Consider the following 19,543-nt stretch of genomic DNA (forward strand, 5'->3'; position numbering starts at 1 on the left):
TTCCTTCTCTCTCTGGCCGCATCGCCACGCCGGCCAATTCACTCAATTTCAAAAGCTTTCCTTCAGCCACTGGCCCATGCGGGCGATACGGCTGTTATTACCCCCAAGCGACATGAGCAGATTGCTCTGTGACGCATGTGTCTCCATGTCCGCGACCTGCGGATAGATCATCAGCCCGACGGCCGTCGAAAAGGCCGGCCCCTTGGCTGCCGTCGGCAGACCCGAGACACCCATCGGACGGCCGATGCGAACGTTGCGGGCCAGAATGCGCCGCGCCACTTCGGCAAGGCCGGTCAGCTGGCTGGCTCCACCCGTCAGCACGACACGCTTGCCGACGATCGGGCTGAAGCCCGAACGCTGGATCCGGTCGCGGATGAGCTCCATCGTCTCTTCGATGCGCGCCGAAACGATGCGCGAGACCAGAGCCCGCGGCACCTGCGTCGGCTGATCACGATCATCCTCACCGATCGGCGGAATGGAGATCAGCTCGCGCTCATCGGAAGAATTGGTCAGCGCCGAAGCGTGGACCACCTTCAAACGTTCAGCATCCTCGATCCGTGTGGAAAGGCCGCGTGCGAGATCGGTCGTCACATGATGACCGCCGAGGCCGACAGCATCGGTATGGACAAGCTTGCCCTCGGCAAAGACCGAAATCGTCGTCGTGCCGCCGCCCATGTCGATGGCCGCACAGCCAAGTTCGACTTCATCGTCGACCAGTGCGGCAAGACCGGATGCATAAGGTGTTGCAACGATTCCTTCCACCGAAAGATGCGCCCTGTTGACGCTCAGTTCGAGATTTTTGAGCGCCGAGCGCTCCGCCGTCACCACATGCATGTCGACGCCGAGCGCATCGCCGTACATCGCCAGCGGATCGCGGATGCCGCGCTCGCCATCCAGCGAGAAGCCGGTGGCCAGCGAATGCAGGACGGCGCGGTCCTGACGCAGCGACTGCTGGCAGGCCGCCGAAAGCACCTTCTTCAGGTCGTTCAGTTCGACTTCCTGGCCGCCGAGATCGATGGTGGCCGTGTAGATGTCGCTGCCGAGACGGCCGGCCGTCAGATTGACGATCAGGCTCTCAACGGTCAGGCCCGCCATGCGCTCAGCCGCATCGACGGCGAGACGAATGACGCCTTCAAGCGCGTCGAGATCGGCGATCACGCCGGTCTTGATGCCGCGCGAACGCTGATGGCCGATACCGATAATCTCGATATTGTGCGTGCGGCCCGGCAGGATCTGGCTTTCCTCGCGCGGCGTCAGCCGGCCGATCATGCAGACGACCTTGGTCGAGCCGATGTCGAGCACCGAAACGATATGCGACCGCTTCGACGAAAGCGGCTTCAGGCGCGGCAATCCAAAGTGGGATGAACCGAACAAGCTCATATATTCTGCCCCGCCTTCTTCAATTCCTTGGTACGCGTTGCGACCGCTGCCTCCCGGCGCGCTGCCGCCTCCGGTGTCAGCTGGATCGTCGTGCGATCCGGCAACCTGAGATCGACTGCGGCGATATCGCGCTCCAGAAGCTGCTGATCCCTGTCGAATTTCGAAAGCGTCGCGAGCGCCTGGTCGATATCATCTTCCGGCAGCTTGACGACGACGCCATTATCCATGTGCAGGTCCCAGCGACGGCCGGAAACCCAAACGAACGCCTTCACGCGAGCCTTGACATCAGGCCACTTCGAGAACGCGTCCTCGATGGAAGCCGCGGCCGTTTCAGCGTCACGGCCGACGACCAGCGGCAGGGTAGAAAATTTATTGTCACGAAGCGGCGCGATCACGCTGCCGCTCTTCTCAATCAGAGAAAGCTCCTGGCCGTGTTGCCAGATAGCGTAGGCAGCGCGCTCCGAGAGCTTCACCTCGATCGTCTTCGGATAAATCTTGCGGACTTCGACATTCTCGACCCAGGGAAGGCGCGCAATCTTCTGGCGCGCAGCATCGACATCGAGCGCGACGAGCGATGTCGCGCCATCGAGGCCGAGAAGCTGAAGAATCTCGATTTCCGAGGTCTGGTTATTGCCGGAAACCTTCACATCCTCGATGGCAAATCCGACAGCGCTGGTCGTCGCCTGGGCGACCGCTTCCGTATGGCCGCCAAGCGACATGCCGTAGAGACCAGTCGCAGCCAGGAAGCCGAGCGCGGAAACGGTACCCGTATGGGCCGGAATGTCGATACGGCCACTTCCGAGACTTACAAGGAAGCGGACGACGCGACGCAGCGGACGCGGCAGCACGCGACGGTCATCGGCTTCCACATAGGGAAGCTCGGCATGACGGCTGGGGCGTCCTATTTTTTTGACCGTCAACGCAAACAAGACGCGTCCTCCACCATCCACCGGAGAAATGCACCAAAGGAATATCCGGCATGGCCGGCCATTTCGGGCACAAGGGAGGTTGGCGTCATGCCTGGCTGGGTATTGACCTCCAGCCAGATGAGCTCGCCATCTTCGGAGAAACGATCGTCGTAACGAAAGTCGGACCGACTGACGCCGCGGCAACCAATTGCTTGATGCGCCCTTAACGCCAATGTTTGTATTTTTTGGTAAATTTTCGGTGAAATTTTAGCCGGCAAGACATGTTTTGAACCACCTGCCGCATACTTGGAGTCGTAATCATAGAAATTGTGGCCCTGCGGCACCACCTCGATGACATCCATGGGTTGATCGCCCATGACGCCGCAGGTCAATTCGCGACCATGAATATAACGCTCGACGATGACTTCCTCGCCATAGCGCCACTCGGCCGAACCAATGACCTGAGGCGGGTGCGCCTGATCCTCGCCGACGATGACGACGCCGAAACTGGAGCCCTCGCGCACTGGCTTGACCACATAGGGCGCCTTCATCGGATGATCCGACGGGAACGAGAAGCGGTTCAACACCTGCGATTCGGCAACGGGAACACCGGCGGCAGCCGCCACACGCTTTGCCCGGCTCTTGTCCATGGCAAGCGCCGAGGCAAGCACGCCAGAATGCGTATAGGGGATCTGCAGATATTCGAGAATGCCCTGTATGGTGCCATCCTCGCCGAACGGCCCATGCAAGGCATTGAAGACAACATCGGGCTTCACGGCAGAGAGCTTCTCGGAAATGTCGCGCTCGACATCGATGCGCGTCACCCTGAAGCCCTCACCTTCGAGAGCATCGGCGCACGCCTTTCCCGAGGAAAGGCTGACAGGCCTCTCCGAGGAAAATCCGCCCATCAGGACAGCTACGTGCTCGCGACTCATCAACACCCCCAAAAATAACTTCCACTCTGCCGGACCAAGGCTTGCGCGGAGCTGGTCTGCGCGGTTCGTGGCCTTTGTCTGACTTGGGTGCATTAGAGCATCATTATGGTTAACGAACCGTTTACTTTCGTTAACTGTTGGCTCCTACCCTCTGCAATTTTTTGCCTTCTGCAGATTTGCAGGCTTCGCGGCCTCACGTGATACGCAAGCTTGAAAAACACCGGAAAAACCCATGCCTTCAAGGACATATGGAGTCGCGCTCATCCGCACCGGAATAAGGCGAGCGAAGCGGCGGTCCTGTTTGAACCGTCGACTTGCGGGAACGCCGACAAGACACGGCGCCGTCATTAATTAATGCGAGTCGCCCCTCGCATGCCTGTCCGCACCCGTTGAGGTCAACGCAAGAGAAGCAAAATGACCTGGATGGAAACAAATCCGCCGCCTGAAAGGGGATGCTCTGATCGGCGGAGGCAGCGGCGGAAAAATAGTACAATTTCCGTTATATTCTTGCGTCTTTTGGCGTTGCGCGTGATGAAAATTGCGTTAAGACCCGTGGGGCCTTCCCGAGGCAATCTGTAAACTGAATGGAATAATAATGTCTGACGCGGTATCCGTATCGCCGACTCCCGCTTCGAACAGCACGCAAGTCAATTCCCCGGCTCGTGTTCTGATCGCGAGCCTCATCGGCACCACCATCGAATTCTTTGACTTTTATGTCTATGCAACGGCAGCGGTCATCGTCTTCCCACACCTGTTCTTCCCGTCGAGCGACCCGACTTCTGCGCTCCTGCAGTCGCTGGTGACCTTCTCGATCGCCTTCTTCGCCCGCCCCTTCGGCGCCGTGGTCTTCGGCCATTTCGGCGACAAGGTCGGCCGCAAGGCGACACTCGTGGCGGCCCTCATGACCATGGGCCTGTCGACCGTCGTGATCGGTATCCTGCCCGGCTACGATGCGATCGGCATCGCCGCGCCGCTGCTGCTTGCGCTGTGCCGCTTCGGCCAGGGCCTCGGCCTCGGCGGCGAATGGGGCGGCGCCGTGCTGCTCGCAACCGAAAATGCTCCTCCCGGCAAGCGCAGCTGGTACGCCATGTTCCCGCAGCTCGGCGCGCCGATCGGCTTCATTCTTTCTTCCGGCTTCTTCCTGATCCTGGCGGAAACCATGAGCAACGAGGACTTCCTCGCCTATGGCTGGCGCATTCCCTTCATCGCCAGCCTCGCGCTCGTCGCCGTCGGCCTTTATGTTCGCCTGAAGATCGCCGAAACCCCGGAATTCCAGAAGGCTGTCGAAAAACACGAGCGAGTCGCCGTTCCGGTCGCGACCGTCTTCCGCGGTCATCTGCGCAGCCTAATCCTCGGCACGTTCATCGCCGTTGCCACTTTCGTCCTCTTCTACCTGATGACGGTCTTCACACTGTCCTGGGGCACGACGAAACTCGGCTACACGCGTGAGCAGTTCCTGGTCGTCCAGCTGGTCGGCGTCGTCTTCTTCGGCCTGACGATCCCGCTCTCCGGCTGGCTGTCTGACCGCTACTCGCGTCGCATGATCCTGACTCTGACGACGATCGCCATCGCCATCTTCGGCTTCTTCTATGCAAGCCTTTTGACGGCTGGCCTGACCGGCGCCTTCCTGTGCTCGATCATCGGGCTCGGCCTGATGGGCTTCACCTATGGCCCGATCGGTGCGGCCCTTGCCGCCCCCTTCCCGACCATGGTGCGCTACACCGGCGCCTCGATGACCTTCAACCTCGGCGGCATCTTCGGCGCTTCGCTTGCTCCCTATATCGCCACCTGGCTTGCGACTACCTACAGCCTCAATTACGTCGGCTACTATCTCACCGCCTCGGCTGCGATCTCCCTGATCTGCATCCTGCTGTCGGGTCGCGAAGAAGTCTGAGCTACTGACTGTCTGGACAAAAAGCCGCGACGGTCGCCGTCGCGGCTTTTTTTATTGATGCGATCGGCAGTTCCGGCTAGCGAGAGCCTCCATCGGCAAACAGGGAGAAGATCATGCGATGCCTCGTCACCGGCGCTGCCGGCTTCGTCGGCGCCCCTCTCGTCGAGCGTTTGCACAGGGAACGGATTTGGGACGTGACGGCCACGACACGATCCGCAAATTCTGCCTTCCCATTGGATGTCAGGCATGTTCCCGTCGACATCACCGAGACGACCGAGTGGACCGCTGCCCTCCAAGGCATCGACGTTATCGTCCATCTCGCCGCCCGCGTTCACATTATGAACGACAAGTCGAGCGATCCATTGGCGGATTTTCGCCGCGTCAACACTGCCTCTACCCTCAATCTCGCCGGACAGGCCGCCCGCGCCGGCGTGAAGCGCTTCGTCTTCATCAGCACGATCAAGGTCAATGGTGAGGAGAACGATCGCCCCTTCCGGCACGACGACCAACCGAAGCCCATCGATCCCTATGGCATTTCGAAAATGGAAAGCGAAATCGGCCTGCGCGAGATTGCCGCGCTCACCGGCATGGAGGTCGTCATCGTCCGCCCGCCGCTGGTCTACGGCCCCGGTGCACGCGGTAACTTCGCCCTGCTCGTTGGCCTTGTCCGCAAGAAGCTGCCGCTGCCCTTCGCGTCGCTGAAGAACCGTCGCACACTGGTCGCTGTGCAAAACCTTGTCGATCTGATCATCACCTGCATGCAGCACCCCGCCGCTGCAGGAGAAACCTTCCTTGCAGGAGATGGGGAGGATCTTTCGACACCAGAATTGATCGAAGGGATCGCCGCAGGGCTTGGCGTAAAGCCAGCACTCCTTCCCTTCCCGCCGTCGCTGATGCACATGGCAGCGAGGATTACGGGAAAGGAAGCCGTCTTTCAGCGCCTCTGCGGCTCATTGCAAGTCGACATATCCCACGCACGCGACGTCCTGGGCTGGTCGCCCGTCGTCACGCCGCGTGAAGGCCTCAAGCTCGCGGTGAAGTGAAGCCTATTCTGACGTAATGCCATGGAAGGGGCGAACCTCGCGGCCCGGCATGAAGAGGCCAAGACGCTTGATTTCCCACTCGAGCTTGATGCCGGCCGTTTCGAAAACCTTGCGACGCACTTCCTCGCCAAGATATTCGAGATCGTAGCCCGTAGCCTGCCCCATGTTGATCATGAAGTTGCAGTGAAGCGACGACATCTGAGCGCTGCCGATGACGAGGCCGCGGCAGTCCGCCTCGTCGATCAGCTTCCACGCGGAATGACCCTCGGGATTCTTGAAGGTCGAACCACCGGTCTTTTCACGAATAGGCTGCACCGTCTCGCGGTGATTGCGCACCGCATCCATTTCGGCGCGGATCTTCGCGCGATCATCCGGATAGCCTTCGAACAGCACCGAGGTGAAGATCAGATCATCGGCAGCATCCGAATGGCGATAGGAATAGCCCATCTCGGCATTCGTCAGCACATGCTTGTTGCCCTTGCGGTCGATCGCACGGACCTCGACCACACGATCCTTCGTCTCGGATCCATTGGCGCCGGCATTCATGCGGGCAGCGCCGCCGATACCGCCCGGAATGCCGTAATAGAAGGCAAAACCACCGATGCCATTATCCATCGCCATGGCCGCCACATGCTTGTCCGGGCAGATCGCGCCGGCAACGATGCGGTTTTCACCGGCGAGCTCGACAAAGCCGAAGCCCTTGGCCGAGAGGCGCAGCACCACGCCCGGGATACCGCCGTCACGCACCAGGATGTTCGAGCCGACACCAACCACCGTCAGCGGCACTTCATCCGGCAGTATCTTCAGGAAGGCGATCAGGTCTTCCTCGTCATGCGGCTGGAACATCAGCTCGGCCAGACCGCCGGCGCGGAACCAGGTGACGCGATCCATTGGAGCATCCGGCGTCAGCCGGCCACGAATGTCCTTTACGCCCTCTCCAAGAGAGGCAAGTAGCTTTTCTCCGTTAACCTGTTTCATGCGGATTTTCCTGAAAGGTCTTGCAACTGCTTCGGCAGCGCTGCTGCCCAATATGTAATGCTACCAGCACCCAACAAAACTACAAAGTCTCCGGGTTTTGCAATCTCTGCTACCATCTGCGGTAGAGCTTCCGCCGAAGGAAGGAAGCGCGCATCGCGATGGCCACCCGATTTGATGCGGGAAATCAGCGATTCCGAATCCGCGCCCTCGATCGCATCCTCACCCGCGGCATAGACGGGTGCGATGAAAATGCTGTCGGCATCGTTGAAGCAGGCCGCAAATTCCTCGAACAGGCTCGACAGGCGGGTGTAACGGTGCGGCTGGTGCACGGCGATGATCCGGCCCTTGCAGGCCTCGCGGGCAGCGCGCAGCACTGCCTTGATCTCGACCGGATGGTGGCCGTAGTCATCGAAGATCTGCACGCCGTTCCACTCGCCCGTCAGCGTGAAGCGACGCTTCACGCCGCCGAAGGAGGCAAGCCCCTTGGCGATATCCTCACGGGAAATGCCAAGCCGGTTGGCAACGGCAATGGCCGCGGTGGCATTCGAGATATTGTGACGGCCAGGCATTGGCATGACAAGATTGTCGAGCCGTGTGACCTGTCCCGTGCGGCGACGGCGGATCTCCACATCGAAGATCGAGCGCGTGCCATCAATGCGGACGTTCATGAAGCGAACGTCGGCCTGCGGGTTTTCGCCGTAGGTAATGACCTTGCGGTCTTCGATCCGACCGACCAGCGCCTGAACCTCCGGATGATCGAGACACATGACGCCGAAACCGTAGAAAGGCACGTTCTCGACGAACTGGCGAAACGCGGCGCGGACGGCATCGAAATTGCCGTAATGGTCGAGATGCTCGGGGTCGATATTGGTGATAACGGCGACATCGGCTGGCAGTTTCAGGAAGGTGCCATCGGACTCGTCGGCCTCGACCACCATCCACTCGCCCTCGCCCATGCGCGCATTCGTGCCATAGGCATTGATGATGCCGCCGTTGATGACGGTCGGATCCAGCCCGCCGGCTTCGAGAAGCGTAGCGACCAGCGAGGTCGTCGTCGTCTTGCCATGCGTACCGCCGATCGCGATGGCATTGCGGAAGCGCATCAGCTCGGCCAGCATTTCGGCGCGACGGACGACCGGCAGGAGCTTTTCGCGCGCGGCAACGAGTTCCGGATTGCTCTTCTTGATCGCGGTCGACACGACGACCACTTCGGCGTCACCGAGGTTTTCCGCCTTGTGGCCGACGAAGACCTCGATGCCCTTGTCACGCAGGCGCTGGACATTGGCGCTGTCGGACTGATCCGATCCCTGCACCCTGTGGCCGAGATTGTGCAGCACCTCTGCGATACCGCTCATGCCGATACCGCCAATGCCGATGAAATGGACAAGGCCTATTGCCTTCGGCAGCTTCATGCGCGTGCCCCCTTGAATTCTGCAACTGTCTTGCCGGCCGCAATAGCCTCAACCATGTCGGCAAGCAAGTTTGCTGCATCCGGTTTTCCCGCGAGTTTGGCGGCCGCCGCCATGTTGGCAAGTTTTTCCGGGTCGTTCATCACATGCGTCAGGATGGAGGCGATACGCTCCGGAGACAACTCCGACTGTGCGATCACCTTGGCCCCACCGGTTGCCGCGAGCGCCGCCGCATTCGCCGCCTGATCGTGGTCGAGCGCATGCGGATAAGGCACCAGCACCGCCGGACGCCCTATCACCGAAATTTCCGAAACCGTCGAGGCGCCGGAACGGCAGATGACGAGATGCGCTTTGGCAAGGCGCTCCGCCATGTCGTTGAAAAACGGCGCGATATCCGCGCCCATCTGCAACTGCGCCACACAGCCGCTCACCATATCCATATCTTCAGTGCGAACCTGCTGCGTCACCTTCAGCCGCGCGCGCAGCGCATCGTCGATCAGGCTGATGGCCGTCGGCATCGCCTTGGAGAAATATTGCGCGCCCTGGCTGCCGCCGAAGACCACGAGGTTGAAATCCTCGCCCGGATGCGAAGGCTTGTAAGGCTGTTCGGCCGCGGCAAGGATGGCCGGCCGGACGGGATTGCCGGTCGCAACCGTCTTGTCGGAAAAAGTGCCGCCGCTTTCAGGCAGGAAACCGCCGGCAATCGCCCTGACGCGCGGCGCAAGCGCCTTGTTGGCGCGCCCCATCACAGCATTCTGCTCATGCAGCATGGAAGGCACGCCGAGGCGCGTGGCGGCAAGCAGCGGAGGCACGGTCGGATAGCCGCCGAAGCCGACGACGACCACCGGCTTCAGCCGCTGGATCAGCCGCTTTGCGCTGCGCATTCCGGTCCAGAGCGTCCACAGAGAACGGGCAACGGCCACAGGGTTCTTGGAACCGATCGTTGCCGACGGCACGACATGGATCTCGTCAGCCGGGAACTTGCCGGCATAACGCTCGGCGCGGCTGTCAGTTACGAGATGCACGGAATAGCCGCGCTCTCTCAGCTTGAAGGCCAGCGCCTCCGCCGGAAAGACGTGGCCACCGGTGCCCCCGGCGGCAAGAAGGACGATGCCCCTGCTCATAATACCCTTACTCCGCCGGCATGCCGTGCGGCACGCGGAAGAGGCTCCGGTCCTGCGCACGTTTTTCCGGGCGATGGCGTGTCAGCGCCAGAATGAAGCCGGCCGTCACGCAGATTGCCACCATGGACGAGCCGCCATAGGAAATCAGCGGCAGCGTCATGCCCTTGGCCGGCAAAAGTTCGAGATTGACGCCGATATTGATGATCGACTGGATGCCCATCTGCAGCACGAGGCCGGCAACGGCAAAGCGGTTGAAGTCGTTGCGTTCGCGATAGGCATGAGACAGGCCACGCAACACCAGCACGGTGAAGATGGCAACGAGCGCGATGCAGAAGACGATGCCGAACTCCTCGGCCGCGACCGAGAAGATGAAGTCGGTATGCGCGTCCGGGATGATGCGCTTGACGATACCTTCGCCCGGTCCCTGCCCGAACCAGTCGCCGCGAATGATCGCTTCGCGGGCCGTATCGATCTGGAAGGTGTCGCCTTCGCCGGTGAGGAACTTGTTTATTCGGCCCGCCACGTGCGGGAAGACGTAATAGGCGGTCACGAGGCCACCGGCACCCCCTGCGCCCAGCACGATGATCCATAGCCACGGCATGCCAGCCATGAAGAACATGCCGCCCCAGACGGCCGTCGTCAGGATCGTCTGACCAAGGTCTGGCTGAGCGACAAGAAGAGCGACGACAATGCCAAACAGGATGATGGCGAAGAGATTACCCGGTATCTCCGGCTGGCGCGCATGTTCGGCAAAGAGCCAAGCGCAAACGACGACGAAGGCCGGCTTCATGAATTCCGACGGCTGAATGGAAAGTCCGGCGATCCAGATCCAGCGCCTGCCGCCCTTGACCTCCTGGCCGAAGAACAGCACCAGCAGCATCATCGCGAGTGCAACGATCAGCAGGATGATGGCGGTGCGCCGTATCTGGCGCGGCGTCAGGAAGGAAAGGCCGAGCATGACCGCGATCGACGGGATCATGAACGCGGCATGGCGCTTGACGAAGTGGAAGGGTTCGAGGCCGATGCGCTCGGCAACCGCCGGCGACGCCGCAAAGGACAGCATGAAGCCGATGCCCATCAGGAAGAGGAACAATGCCAGGAAAAAGCGGTCGATGGTCCAGAACCAATCGGCCAATGCTCCACGTTCCGCGCGGCTCACCATGTCATTTGCCTCCTGTTGCCGAATTGATCAGCATGGTCACGCCGTCAAGGGCGGCCACATGGCCGACAAAGGTATCGCCCCTGACTTCAAAATTCTTGTACTGGTCGAAGCTTGCGCAAGCCGGGGATAACATCACGGCCACGGGACCGGTCTCATCCTTGTCCGCATCAGCTGCCGCATGCGCTACGGCCCGTTCCAGCGTGCCGGATATCTCGTAGGGTGCTGCCTCGCCTAGCGTCGCGGCAAATTCCGCCGCCGCCTCGCCGATCAGATAGGCCTTGGCGATGCGCGGAAAATAGGGCGCAAGTGTCGTGATGCCACCGGCTTTCGGCAATCCGCCGGCAATCCAGTAGATCCTGCTGTAGCTCGAAAGTGCCGGAGCCGCAGCATCGGCATTCGTCGCCTTGGAATCGTTGACGAAGACGACATTGCCGCGCTGGCCAACGGGCTGCATGCGATGTTTGAGACCGGGGAAGGATGCAAGGCCGGCGCGGATCTCTTCGGCGGAAACGCCGACGGCAAGGCAGGCGGCGACTGCAGCCGCCGCGTTCTGCGCATTATGGCTGCCGCGCAGCGTCTGGATGCCATCGAGATCGACGAAGGGCAGCATGGCGCCGCTCGTGGCCTGGATGAGTTTCGTGCCCTCGGCGTAGATGCCGTCGGCCAGAACATTGCGGCGCGAGATCCTGATAACCTTTACCCCTGCCCGCTCGATGCGATCGGCAATCAGCGCCGAATGGCTGTCGTCGACGCCGACAACAGCGACGCCGCTACCGGCGACCAACCGTTCCTTGACATCGGCATAATGCTGCATCGTGCCGTGGCGATCGAGATGATCGGGCGTCAGGTTGAGAAGGATCCCCGCGGACGGGTTGAGCGTTGGCGCAAGATCGATCTGATAGGAGGAGCATTCGACGACGAAGTAGCGCTCGGCCTTCGGGGGATCGAGTGTCAGCACGGCCGTGCCGATATTGCCGCCGAGCTGCGTGTCACGGCCGCTCGATTTCAGGATATGGGCAATCAGAGCCGTCGTGGTCGATTTACCGTTGGTTCCTGTGATCGCGATGAAAGGGCAATCGGGAGCATGCGCCCGCCGCTCGCGCACAAAGAGTTCGACGTCACCGACGATATCGACGCCGGCGGCACGCGCGAGGTCGACCGTCCAGTGAGGCTTCGGATGGGTGAGCGGCACGCCGGGCGAAAGCACGAAGAGCGCCTGAGCGCTCCAGTCGATCCCATGCAGATCGGCAGTGGTGATGCCCTCTGCCGCGGCCTTGGCGACGCTGTCAGGATTGTCGTCCCAGGCAATGACATCGGCGCCACCCGCAACGAGCGCCTTGGCGGTCGCGAAGCCGGAACCGCCGAGACCGAAGAGGGCGACCTTCTTTCCTGCAAGCGTCGTGACGGGGATCATGACGGCCTCACCGGAGCTTCAGGGTGGAAAGGCCGAGCATGGCAAGGCCGACGGCGATGATCCAGAAGCGGATCACCACCTGGCTTTCCGTCCAGCCCTTCTTTTCGAAGTGATGGTGGATCGGCGCCATGAGGAAGACGCGCCGGCCTGTCATCTTGAAAAAGCCGACCTGGATGATGACCGAGAGGGTCTCCATGACGAACAAGCCGCCGACGATCGCCATGACGATCTCATGCTTGGTGGCGACAGCGACGGTACCGATCGTGCCGCCGAGCGCGAGGGATCCGGTATCGCCCATGAAGATGGCGGCCGGCGGCGCATTGAACCACAGGAAGCCGAGGCCGGCACCGATGACGGCGCCCAGCACGACGGCAAGTTCGCCTGTACCGGGCACAAAATTGATCTGCAGGTAATTTGCAAAGACGGCGTTACCGGCGAGATAGGCGATGATGCCGAAGGCGGCCGCGGCAATCATGACGGGGACGATGGCAAGCCCATCGAGGCCGTCGGTCAGGTTCACGGCATTGCCAGCGCCGACGATGACGAAACCGCCGAAGACAACGAACATGATGCCGATATTGATCATGAAGTCCTTGAAGAAGGGGAAAGCGATCGAGGAGCCGAAGGTCGAGCCGGCGGGGCCGGAGGCAAGGGCCGCGCGCATCATGAAATAGACGGCAATACCCGCAATGATAAACTCGATGCCGAGGCGCGCCTTGCCGGAAAAGCCCTTGTGGTTCTGCTTGGTGACCTTGAGATAGTCGTCATAGAAGCCGATCGCGCCGAAGCCGAGCGTCACGAGCAGCGTCGCCACCACGTAGACGTTGGAAAGATCGGCCCAGAGCAACGATGCGCCGACAATGCCGGCCAGGATCATCAGGCCGCCCATGGTCGGCGTGCCGGCCTTCTTGAAATGCGTCTGCGGCCCGTCGGCGCGGATCGGCTGGCCTTTTCCCTGCCGGATGCGCAGCGAGTTGATGATGGCCGGGCCGAAAAGGAAGACGATCAAAGCGGAGGTGAAGAGAGCAGCACCAGCTCGGAAGGTAATGTACCTGAACAAATTCAGAAATTTGAAATATTCCGACAGTTCGACTAGCCAAATCAGCATTCAAGGCCCCTTTTACCCGATCATAGTTCGCGTTGCGTGTCTGAAACTGGTGGGTACTTGTCAAGGAGCGCGGCGACAATCTTGCCGAAACCGATCCCCAGAGACGACTTCACCATCAACACGTCGCCAGGTGCGACCGAGTTCAGTACGAATTCCAGCAATTCTTCCGTCGTCTCGCGGTGCTCGACCGCGACGCTGTCGGGAAGCGATTCTTTCAGCGCCACCATCTCGGGCCCGGCGAGCCAGACATGTTCGAGACCGGCAGCCAGCAGCGGGCCGGCAAGTTCCGTATGGACCTGCTCGGCAAATTCACCCATTTCCAGCATGTCGCCGAGCACGGCAATGCGGCGTCCGCGGCCGCTCGGTTCGGCATCCGCAAGCAGCGCGATCGCCGCGCGCATGGAGGCCGGATTGGCGTTGTAGCTCTCGTCGATCAGCGTGAAGCTGCCATTGCCGATCGGAAGCCTATGGCGCTTGCCCCTGCCCTTCTCCGGCTTCAGCGTCGCAAGTGCCTCGATTGCCTTGTCGAGGCTGGCGCCGACGATCGTCACCACGCCCAACGCGGCCAACGCGTTTTCAGCGATGTGGCGCCCGGGTGCGCCGATGCGCACCTCCTTGGTATCCCCTCCGACGGTCATCCAAAGCGTCGAGCTTTCGTCCGAGCCGTTGAATTCAGCCAGCCGGAACTCGGCCTTGGCATGCTGACCGAAGGAATGGATCTTCATGATGCCGAGCGCCTGGGCGGTTTGCTCCAGGAAATTGAACTGATCGTTGTCGCGGTTGAGGATGACGTCGCCGTTGGGTTCCAGCCCTTCGAAAATCTCCGCCTTGGCGGCAGCGATTTCCTGAACGTTCTGGAAATTGCCGAGATGGGCTGGCGCAATCGTCGTGATGACCGCGACATGCGGGCGGATCATCTTTACCAGCGGCCGGATCTCGTCCGGATGGTTCATGCCGACCTCGAAGACCCCGAAATAGGTGTCGATCGGCATGCGTGCCAAGGTCAGCGGCACACCCCAGTGATTGTTGAAGGACGCAACGGATGCGTGGACCTTGCCGGAGGGAGAGAGCACATGGCGCAACATCTCCTTCGTCGTCGTCTTGCCGACCGAACCGGTGACGGCGATGATCTTGGCCCGCGAGCGCTCGCGTGAAGCCAATCCCAGCTTGCCGAGCGCGGCAAGCACGTCCTCGACCACAATCATCGGCACCGTCAGGCGCCCCATGGCCGGCAGGCGGGCTTCGCTCACGACAAGCAGCGATGCACCGTTTGCCATCGCCATCGAAGCATAATCGTGGCCATCCACGCGGTCGCCCTTGATCGCGAAGAAGGCCTCACCGGGCGCGATCGAGCGGCTGTCGATGGAAATGCCGGTGATGCCCTGCGGCAGCGAGCCGAACGGACGGCCCGCCATCGCGGCGATCATGTCTTCGGTGGTCCAGAGCCAGTTCATGGTACCCGCTCCTCCAAAGCCTTGCGCACTTCGGCATGATCGGAAAACGGCAGCGTGACGCTGCCGACCGTCTGCCCCTCTTCATGTCCCTTGCCGGCAACAATCAGCGTATCGCCGGATTTCAGCTGCAGAACCGCTTCACGGATAGCCTTGGCACGGTCGCCGATCTCCGAAGCGCATGTCGCCGCCGTCATGATCTCGGCACGGATCGCCGCTGGTTCCTCCGAACGCGGATTGTCATCGGTGACGATGACGACATCAGCGAGCCGGCAGGCGATCTCGCCCATGATCGGCCGCTTGCCGCGGTCTCGGTCGCCGCCGCAGCCGAACACGACAATCACCCGACCCGTCGTAAACGGACGCACCGAGCTTAGCACATTTTCCAGGGCGTCGGGCTTGTGCGCATAGTCGACATAGGCTAGCGCGCCGTCTTTGGTATGACCGACCAGCTCAAGACGGCCGGAAGCGCCCTGCAGCTTTTCGAGTGCCGCCATCGCGACCTTTGCCGGAACGCCTGTAGACATGGCAAGAGCAGCCGCAACCAGCGCATTGGCGATCTGGAAATCACCGGCCAATGGAATATCGACCTCGAAAATCTCACCCTCGGCGTGAATTTCCGCGACCTGCTTGTGACGAAAATGCTCGACGCGCTTCAGCGCCAGATAGGCACCCTTGCGCCCGACCGTGCGAACATCGTGGCCGGCGGCCGTTGCCGCCTTGATCGCCTGCTCCGACCATGGATCGTCGGCGAAGATGATCGCGGGCGAACCCTTCGGCAGCACCCGGTCGAAGAGGTGCATCTTCGCCGCCATATAGTCTTCGACCGTCGGATGGTAATCCATGTGGTCGCGGCCGAGATTGGTGAAGGCGGCTGCCGCGAGCTTCACGCCATCGAGGCGATACTGGTCGAGGCCATGGCTGGAAGCCTCCATCGAGGCACGCGTGACGCCTTCATCGGCGAGTTCGGCGAGCAGCTCGTGCAGCGATACTGTATCGGGCGTCGTCAGCGAGCCGTATTCATTGCGCGTCGGCGAGATGACGCCGGTCGTACCGATCATTGCGGCGGCATGGCCGGCATGCGCCCAGATCTGCCTGACGAAGGAAGCAACAGAGGTCTTGCCGGCCGTGCCCGTCACGGCAACCATCGTCGCCGGCTGACGGCCGTAGAAATGCGAAGCGGCAACGGAGAGAAAACGGCGCGGCTCGGAAACGACCAGAACCGGTACGGAGGCCTGAGCCGCATGCGATGCGATAACGACGGCAGCACCCTTTGCTACCGCATCGGCGATGAAGCCCGCGCCATCCGCCTTGGAGCCCGCAATCGCCACGAAGGCCATCCCGGGTACGATCTTCCGGCTGTCGGAAGACAATCCCGTTACATCCAGCGCGCCGGCCGGCCCTTCGAGTTCAGCTTTGAGTTCCGGAAACGCATTTCCGGCGAGGTCCCGCAATTTCATCGAATGCACTTCTCTGGTTCAGGTCGACCGCCCCTTACGAATCGACGCCGACATTGATTCACACTCAATAAGACACCAACAAGGCCGAGCCGTCTTCGCCAAATTCCGGCTCGACACCGAGGATGGGCGCAGCACGGCGCACGATGTTCTTGACCATGGGGGCTGCCGTATAGGCGGCGATACGCTGATGCTGCTCGCCGTCAAGCGGTTCGTCGCAGAAGGTCAGCACCACATATTTCGGATTGTCGATCGGGAACGCCGCCAGAAAAGCGTTGAAATTCAGGTTGCTGGCGTAGCGGCCGTTGACGACCTTGTCGGCCGTGCCGGTCTTGCCGCCGACATGGAAGCCCGGCACATCGGCGTTGCGGCCGGAGCCCTTTACGCCATTCAGCTTGAAGAGATAGCGGATATCGTCGCTGGTGCTTTTCTTGACGACCATTTCGGCGACTTCATCGGCCTGCTCGCGATTACGCGGCAAAAAGGTCGGCTCGATCAGCTTGCCGCCATTGATGAGCGCGGCACCGGCGACCGCCGTCTGCAGCGGCGTCGTGGCCACGCCATGGCCGAAGGAGATCGTAATCGAGTTGATCTTCTTCCAGACACGCGGCTGGCTCGGCATCTTCACTTCGGGAAGTTCCGTCTGCATCTTGGTCAGCAGGCCGAGGCGCGTCAGATAATCCTTCTGCATCTCCATGCCGACGATATCGATCATTCTCGCCGTGCCGATATTGGAGGAGTATTCGAAGATTTCGGGCACGGTCAGCCAGCGGCGCTGGCCATGGAAGTCGTGAATGGTGAAGCCGCCGATGCGGATCGGGTTGGTGGCGTCGAAACTGTCCTTCAGCGAGACCTTGCCGCTATCGATCGCCATGGCGGTGGAAAAGGTCTTGAATGTCGAGCCCATTTCGAACGTGCCGTTCGACATGCGGTTCAGCCAGCCGTCCTTGGAGCCTTCCTGCGGATTGTTGGGGTCGAAATCCGGCGCGGATGCCATGGCAATCACTTCGCCGGTATGCGCATCCAGCACGACTGCCCCTGCCCCCTTGGCCTTGTAATTGACCACGGCATTGGCAACGACATCGCGCAGGATTGCCTGCACGCGCACATCGATCGAAAGACGCACCGGCTCCAACGGCTGGTTGCTCGTCATGCCCACCGAAGCGAGATCGGCGAGCCCCTGATCGTCTATATATTTTTCCATACCGGCAACGCCGCGGTTGTCGATATTGACGTAACCGAGGATATGGGCGGCCGTCGCGCCGCCCGGATAGAAGCGGCGCTTTTCCGGACGGAAACCGATGCCGGGAATGCCGAGTGCCAGGATCTGGCTCTGCTGCTTCGGCGTCAGCTGACGGCGCAGCCAGGCGAAATGCGAGGTGCGGTTCGAGAGCTTCTTGTATGTATCCTTGACGTCGAGGTCGGAAAGCACCGTCTGCAGCTTCTCGACTGCCTCGTCCGCATCGACGATCTTGTTCGGCTCGGCAAACAGCGAAACGGTGCGGATATCGGTCGCCAGCACTTCGCCGTTGCGATCGACAATATCGGGGCGCGATGCCATCAGCCGGTCGGGCGGCAGGATAGACGAGACCGATTCCGGCTCCTTCATCGCATATTCGACCATGCGTGCGCCGATGACGGCATAAAGCGCGGTAAACCCGACGATCAGCAGGCCGACACGGCTTCTGGCCTGCCCCGACTTGCGTTTGCGCGAGCCTTCGATCGCCATACCCGAGGGAGCGCCGAAACGATTGTAAACGCCAGCGGAAAAATGCGCCTGGCTCTTCAGCACCATGATGCGGGAAAGAAAGGACATTATTCCAGCGCCCCCGTCTCGATCTGGTCCGCGTCTTCGGCTTCGCGTGGCGCCCGCGTTGGGACCGGCTGAGACTTGGCGACGGCACCCGGCTTGGCGCCGGCCTTTGCTTCGGTAATGTCTGGCGGCGGAACCTGCGATTTCAGCATCGGCAACTCGCGCGCATGGGCAAGCGATGTCGAATCCGTCGGCTGCAACTGCAACTCGCTGTTATAGGCATTGACCAGCCGCTCCAGCCGGTTGGGCTGCGACTGCAACGCCCAGTCGGCCTTCAGGAGATCGATCGTGTCCTTCTCCAGCTTGATCTCCGCCTCGAGGCGGTGAACCTCCTCGAGCTTCAGCTCGGCGCGGTGCTTGATCGTATAGGTGACGGCGGCTGCCGCCGTCATGATGCCGATGAGGACAAGATCGAACGTTCTCAGCATATCAAGCTCCAAGCTTTCCGAGGCTGGCAAGATTGGGGAATCCGAAGAGCGACATGTCTTCGGCTTCAGCGGGAGCGCTGGTGCGCTGGCCGGCGCGCAGCTTGGCGGAACGGGCGCGCGGATTGACCTGGGCTTCCTCTTCGCTGGCGGAAACCATCGGCTTGCCGACCGGCTCGAAGGTCGCGGCGCGCTCATGCGCAATGGGCAGATGGCGGGAGCCGGAGGCCTTGCCGGCCCGGTCGGAGAAGAATTTCTTGACGACCCGGTCCTCCAGCGAATGGAACGTGACGACAACGAGACGACCGCCGGGCTTCAGAGCCCGCTCGGCGGCAAACAGTGCCTGCGCCAATTCGCCGAGTTCGTCATTGACGAAGATGCGCAGCGCCTGAAAGACGCGCGTTGCCGGATGGATCTTGTCCTTCATCTTGCGCGGCGTCACCAGCTCGATGAGGCCGGCGAGATCCCGCGTCGTCTCGAAGGGCTTCTCGGCGCGATGCTTCTCGATGGCATGGGCGATGCGCGGTGCCTGGCTTTCCTCGCCGAGATAATGGAAGATCCTGATGAGATCGGCGACTTTGGCGCGATTGACGACATCGGCGGCAGAAACGCCTGAAACCGACATGCGCATATCGAGCGGGCCGCTCTTTTGAAAGGAGAAGCCGCGCTCGGCCTCGTCGATCTGCATGGAGGAAACGCCGATATCGAGCACCACGCCGTCGAGCCCACCTTCCGGCGCATGATCGGCAAGTTGCGAAAACTGCGAATGGATGAGCTTGAGATGACCGCCATGCGCTGAGACAAGCGCCTGGCCCGCGGCAATCGCCGTCGGGTCGCGATCGAGCGCGATCACATCGGCGCCGACGCCAAGAATGGCGGAAGTGTATCCGCCCGCACCAAAAGTGCCGTCAAGAATGACCTTGCCGGAAGAAGGCTCCAGCGCCGCAAGCACTTCCTTGAGAAGAACCGGAATGTGGCGAACCGGTCCGCCACCGGCTTCAGTTGAACCTCCGCCAGGATTCGCCACCATTCCGTTCCCTCG

16 protein-coding genes are annotated in these 19,543 nt (G+C 61.3%); 2 read left to right on the top strand and 14 right to left on the bottom strand.

Annotated elements, in window-relative coordinates:
- Positions 1–48: 48 nt before the first annotated feature.
- The 3 genes from ftsA to FHT93_RS07875 are packed head-to-tail and all read right to left on the bottom strand — an operon-like array spanning position 49 to position 3,223.
- Complete coding sequence (gene ftsA, locus FHT93_RS07865) at positions 49–1,380, bottom strand: cell division protein FtsA (protein WP_018114328.1); 1,332 nt, start codon at positions 1,378–1,380, stop codon at positions 49–51.
- The gene (locus FHT93_RS07870) at positions 1,377–2,309 is read right to left on the bottom strand and encodes a cell division protein FtsQ/DivIB (RefSeq protein ID WP_281413512.1); all 933 of its coding nucleotides are present in this window, start codon (positions 2,307–2,309) and stop codon (positions 1,377–1,379) included. The genes ftsA and FHT93_RS07870 overlap by 4 nt, the downstream gene beginning before the upstream one ends.
- Positions 2,297–3,223: a D-alanine--D-alanine ligase gene (locus FHT93_RS07875; protein ID WP_183847575.1), complete on the bottom strand. Its 927-nt coding sequence runs from the start codon at positions 3,221–3,223 to the stop codon at positions 2,297–2,299. Before FHT93_RS07875 ends, FHT93_RS07870 begins: the two co-directional genes overlap by 13 nt.
- A gap of 595 nt (positions 3,224–3,818) precedes the next feature.
- Between FHT93_RS07875 and FHT93_RS07880 the strand changes: the two genes are divergently transcribed.
- Positions 3,819–5,117: an MFS transporter gene (locus FHT93_RS07880; protein ID WP_112969255.1), complete on the top strand. Its 1,299-nt coding sequence runs from the start codon at positions 3,819–3,821 to the stop codon at positions 5,115–5,117.
- A gap of 113 nt (positions 5,118–5,230) precedes the next feature.
- Positions 5,231–6,160 carry an SDR family oxidoreductase gene (locus FHT93_RS07885; RefSeq protein WP_113145956.1) on the top strand — a complete coding sequence of 310 codons (930 nt, stop codon included), beginning with the start codon at positions 5,231–5,233 and terminating at the stop codon, positions 6,158–6,160.
- 3 nt (positions 6,161–6,163) lie between these two features.
- On the opposite strand, the gene murB is transcribed toward FHT93_RS07885, so the two are convergent.
- From murB to rsmH, 11 genes are all read right to left on the bottom strand, one after another.
- Complete coding sequence (murB, locus tag FHT93_RS07890) at positions 6,164–7,138, bottom strand: UDP-N-acetylmuramate dehydrogenase (RefSeq protein ID WP_112969254.1); 975 nt, start codon at positions 7,136–7,138, stop codon at positions 6,164–6,166.
- Entirely contained in the window at positions 7,135–8,550 is a 1,416-nt protein-coding gene (gene murC, locus FHT93_RS07895) for a UDP-N-acetylmuramate--L-alanine ligase (RefSeq protein ID WP_112969253.1), read from the bottom strand. The genes murB and murC overlap by 4 nt, the downstream gene beginning before the upstream one ends.
- Positions 8,547–9,671, bottom strand: a complete 1,125-nt coding sequence (gene murG / locus FHT93_RS07900; protein ID WP_183846973.1) for an undecaprenyldiphospho-muramoylpentapeptide beta-N-acetylglucosaminyltransferase — start codon at positions 9,669–9,671, stop codon at positions 8,547–8,549. Before murG ends, murC begins: the two co-directional genes overlap by 4 nt.
- A gap of 7 nt (positions 9,672–9,678) precedes the next feature.
- Entirely contained in the window at positions 9,679–10,833 is a 1,155-nt protein-coding gene (gene ftsW, locus FHT93_RS07905) for a putative lipid II flippase FtsW (RefSeq protein WP_112541257.1), read from the bottom strand.
- Between the two features lies 1 nt (position 10,834).
- On the bottom strand, positions 10,835–12,247 hold the full coding sequence (gene murD / locus FHT93_RS07910; protein WP_183846975.1) for a UDP-N-acetylmuramoyl-L-alanine--D-glutamate ligase: 1,413 nt from the start codon (positions 12,245–12,247) through the stop codon (positions 10,835–10,837).
- Between the two features lie 7 nt (positions 12,248–12,254).
- Entirely contained in the window at positions 12,255–13,355 is a 1,101-nt protein-coding gene (gene mraY, locus FHT93_RS07915) for a phospho-N-acetylmuramoyl-pentapeptide-transferase (RefSeq protein WP_183846977.1), read from the bottom strand.
- Between the two features lie 20 nt (positions 13,356–13,375).
- Positions 13,376–14,809, bottom strand: a complete 1,434-nt coding sequence (locus FHT93_RS07920; protein ID WP_183846979.1) for a UDP-N-acetylmuramoylalanyl-D-glutamyl-2,6-diaminopimelate--D-alanyl-D-alanine ligase — start codon at positions 14,807–14,809, stop codon at positions 13,376–13,378.
- Positions 14,806–16,266, bottom strand: a complete 1,461-nt coding sequence (locus FHT93_RS07925; protein ID WP_183846981.1) for a UDP-N-acetylmuramoyl-L-alanyl-D-glutamate--2,6-diaminopimelate ligase — start codon at positions 16,264–16,266, stop codon at positions 14,806–14,808. Before FHT93_RS07925 ends, FHT93_RS07920 begins: the two co-directional genes overlap by 4 nt.
- 64 nt (positions 16,267–16,330) lie before the next feature.
- Positions 16,331–18,079 carry a penicillin-binding protein 2 gene (locus tag FHT93_RS07930; protein ID WP_112541252.1) on the bottom strand — a complete coding sequence of 583 codons (1,749 nt, stop codon included), beginning with the start codon at positions 18,077–18,079 and terminating at the stop codon, positions 16,331–16,333.
- Positions 18,079–18,504 (bottom strand): hypothetical protein, encoded by a 426-nt coding sequence (locus FHT93_RS07935; RefSeq protein ID WP_112969248.1) that lies wholly within the window; start codon positions 18,502–18,504, stop codon positions 18,079–18,081. The genes FHT93_RS07930 and FHT93_RS07935 overlap by 1 nt, the downstream gene beginning before the upstream one ends.
- A gap of 1 nt (position 18,505) precedes the next feature.
- Positions 18,506–19,531: a 16S rRNA (cytosine(1402)-N(4))-methyltransferase RsmH gene (gene rsmH, locus FHT93_RS07940; protein ID WP_113115194.1), complete on the bottom strand. Its 1,026-nt coding sequence runs from the start codon at positions 19,529–19,531 to the stop codon at positions 18,506–18,508.
- Between the last annotated feature and the right edge of the window lie 12 nt (positions 19,532–19,543).

The organism is Rhizobium sp. BK379, assembly GCF_014193955.1.
Lineage (GTDB): Bacteria > Pseudomonadota > Alphaproteobacteria > Rhizobiales > Rhizobiaceae > Rhizobium.